This window comes from Mesorhizobium sp. M7A.F.Ca.CA.002.05.1.1, assembly GCF_003998335.1.
In the GTDB taxonomy this organism is placed as follows: Bacteria; Pseudomonadota; Alphaproteobacteria; order Rhizobiales; family Rhizobiaceae; genus Mesorhizobium.
Genome location: NZ_RZQI01000757.1, coordinates 1 through 2944, shown reverse-complemented (window position 1 = coordinate 2944; position 2944 = coordinate 1). Strand labels below are relative to the sequence as shown.

Genomic DNA, 2944 nt, shown 5'->3' with positions numbered 1-2944 from the left:
GTTCAGCATCGAACGCCTGCCGACCCTTCGCGGCCCATAGATCTCGTGCATGCTCGCCTTCAGCGCTCTGCAATTTGTCGGCCGCCTATCCCGCTGGTTGCCTTTGCCAACGAGGCCAAGCCTCTTCAGGGCGATCCGCGCGAGATCAACCGGTTCGACCTTGACGGGCAGCCCGTGCACCGCAACGGCATGAGCCAGAATGAGTTTTACGAAACCGATGTCGATGCCTAGCGTCATCGGTCCAGCACCTTGGGCAGCCCGGTCACGGCCGAAACGAATGAGCCGTTCGCGATCGAGAGCCGCGATGTTGCACTTGCCGAGATGTCTTTGGAGCATAGCGAGGGCTGCGGCCTTGGAGCGGCGAGGGGACTTGCCTATATCGCACATGTCGTCGATATGAAGGTCGATGAGTTCGCCGAAGGTTTTCAGGCGCGCTGTTCGAGACTTTGCCGGTGTCTCACCGCGATCGACTTGGCGCTCGGTTTCGTCGCCCAGCGGCGTGCGTCGTCTCGGCGCAGGAAGGTTTCGCTGACGTAGCGACCTTTGCGACGGACTTGGACACGCCAGGACCCGGACGAGAGCTTTGTGTAGGTGGCCATTTTTTCGTGTGCGCTCCGTGTGCACTGAGAGATCGAAACGTGGCGAAAAAGGGTCGTATTCTGGCGTAAATTGTGTGCACTTGGCACGTTCTAACGATTTGATGTTAAACAAAAAATGCTGCAAAATCAATATCATAGGCTATCTGTGGCCCCGATGATGGACTGGACGGACCGGCATTGCCGGTTCTTCCACCGCCAGCTGACAAGCCATGCGCTGCTTTATACCGAGATGGTGGTGGCCGACGCGGTCATCCATGGCGCGCGCGAGCGGCTGCTCGGCTTCGATGCGGTGGAACATCCGGTCGCGCTGCAGCTCGGCGGCTCGGATCGTGAAAAGCTCGCCGAGGCTGCCCGCATTGGCGAGGCCTTTGGCTATGACGAGATCAACCTCAATGTCGGCTGTCCGTCAGACCGCGTCCAGTCGGGCACGTTCGGTGCCTGCCTGATGAAAGTGCCGGACCTCGTCGCCGGCTGCGTCGCGGCGATGAAAGCGGCGGTGAAGATCCCCGTGACCGTTAAATGCCGCATCGGCGTCGACGAGCAGGATCCGGAGCCGGCCCTGGATGCGCTGACGGATGGGGTTTTCGATGCCGGCGCCGACGCATTGTGGGTGCATGCACGCAAGGCGTGGCTGGAAGGGCTGAGCCCCAAGGAAAACCGTGACATCCCGCCGCTCGACTACAACAGGGTCTATCGGCTGAAGGTCAGAAAACATAACGAATTCATTGGCATCAATGGTGGAATTCAGTCGATTGAAGAGGCGCAGAAGCATCTCGGTCATGTCGATGGCGCGATGCTTGGCCGCGCCGCCTACCACACGCCCGGCATTCTGGCCGGCGTCGATGCCGCTTTCTACGGCGTCCAGTCCGAGCCGTTCGATTTCGCCGCGCTGATCGATGCGATGGCGGACTATGCGGCACGCCATATCGAGCAGGGTGGGCGGCTTGGCCATGTCACCCGCCATATGGTCGGACTGTTCCATGGCCTGCCCGGTGCGCGCCGCTACCGGCAGATCCTGTCCACGGACGCGACAAAACCCGGGGCCGGCCCGGACGTGCTGAAGACGGCTTACGCGGCCGTCGAGTTCGGTGGCGCAGCAGCCGAAGCGGCTTGAGCTTCGGGGATCAATCCCTGAGGATCATGCGGTCGCCGCGCACGTCAAAACCCGACAATGAACCGATGAAGTTCATGCCGAGCAGGCTCTGGCTGAGCATTCCGGGTGCGGCGATCATCACCGACATATCCCTGCGCATGATGCCGCCGATCGCAATCTGATCGGTTTTCACGGCCGCGGCGCGCGCCATGCCGTTGGCGGTCGAAACCGGTATGGTGTAGTTGAGCGCCGCTGGATTGAATCCGGCGGCCTGCGCATCCTGCGACGTCAGCACGGTGCTGGTCGCGCCGGTATCCACCACGGCCCGGACCGGGTTGCCATTGATCAGGATGCGCGCTTCGAAATGGCCGTTGTCCGCCTTGTCGAGCGTCACCGTGGCGTGGCCGTCCTCGACGCCAAGCGCAAGCGGGCTGCCGGGAACAAGGCCCGCGGTCACCCGGCTGGCGACATCCTGCAACTCATAGCGATACTGGTAGCCGGCGATCAGCGCGAGTGCGATCGCCGCCCAGGCGCCGAGATTGCGGGCCATGGCGCCCAGGGGGCGGCCCGAGCGAAGCAGGCCGGCGCCGATAAGGGCGCCAAAGGCACCGAGCCAGATCAGCCGGCTGAAATCGTTGTTCTCGACGCCGAGCGTGCTGCCGGCGGAATCATTGAGCATGAGCAGGACTGCTCCCACCCCGATCGCGGCCATCAAAATCCAGAACAACCGGCTCATCCGCACCTCACGATAGCGCGCCGCGTTCGCGCGCCATACGGGTGCGGCGAGTTTCCCGGCGCGGCCGGCGTTCGACCGTCTCCAGCCGGGCCGGCAATTGCGCCATGACGCTGCGGCGCGTTTCCGTCGTCATCCCGATCCAGGCGCCGATTTCCTCGCGCGTGCGACCGCAACCGAAACAGAAGCCGGTTTTCATGTCGATCGAACAGACCAGGATGCACGGGGATTCGATGGCCGTCATGACTTTCTCTTGGGCTTCCATCCGGAATCCCTTGTTCCACCTCCACATGGTGCAATGGCAAAGCCAATGCAAGCCCTCGCGATTGCGCCCTTCGGGGCCGGCTTTGCGGCAAATGCAGGCCCATCATCCCGGAGGTTGTGCCAACCCCGCAAGGCGGCTATGCCGCTCACCAACTCCAGGGAATGATCGATAACAAGATGACCAGCGCACTGCCTTTCGACGATTTTCGCAACCTGTTGGCCAACCTGCCGGCGGCCGACACGGCAGCCGAGACC

General features: G+C 62.6%; 3 protein-coding genes and 1 pseudogene. 1 reads left to right on the top strand and 3 read right to left on the bottom strand.

Annotated features, from left to right (window positions below; all coding sequences use genetic code 11):
- Nucleotides 1–82 (bottom strand): annotated as a pseudogene (locus EN939_RS39365) (conjugal transfer protein TraD); the annotation flags it as partial.
- Between the two features lie 632 nt (nucleotides 83–714).
- Here EN939_RS39365 and dusA point away from each other — a divergent pair.
- Entirely contained in the window at nucleotides 715–1713 is a 999-nt protein-coding gene (dusA, locus tag EN939_RS27930; protein ID WP_127270818.1) for a tRNA dihydrouridine(20/20a) synthase DusA, read from the top strand.
- A 10-nt stretch (nucleotides 1714–1723) separates the two neighbouring features.
- Here the strand turns inward: dusA and EN939_RS27925 are convergent, their stop codons facing one another.
- Entirely contained in the window at nucleotides 1724–2428 is a 705-nt protein-coding gene (locus EN939_RS27925) for a TIGR02281 family clan AA aspartic protease (RefSeq protein WP_127270820.1), read from the bottom strand.
- A gap of 7 nt (nucleotides 2429–2435) precedes the next feature.
- Nucleotides 2436–2669 (bottom strand): DUF1289 domain-containing protein, encoded by a 234-nt coding sequence (locus EN939_RS27920; RefSeq protein ID WP_164748880.1) that lies wholly within the window; start codon nucleotides 2667–2669, stop codon nucleotides 2436–2438.
- Nucleotides 2670–2944: the final 275 nt, after the last annotated feature.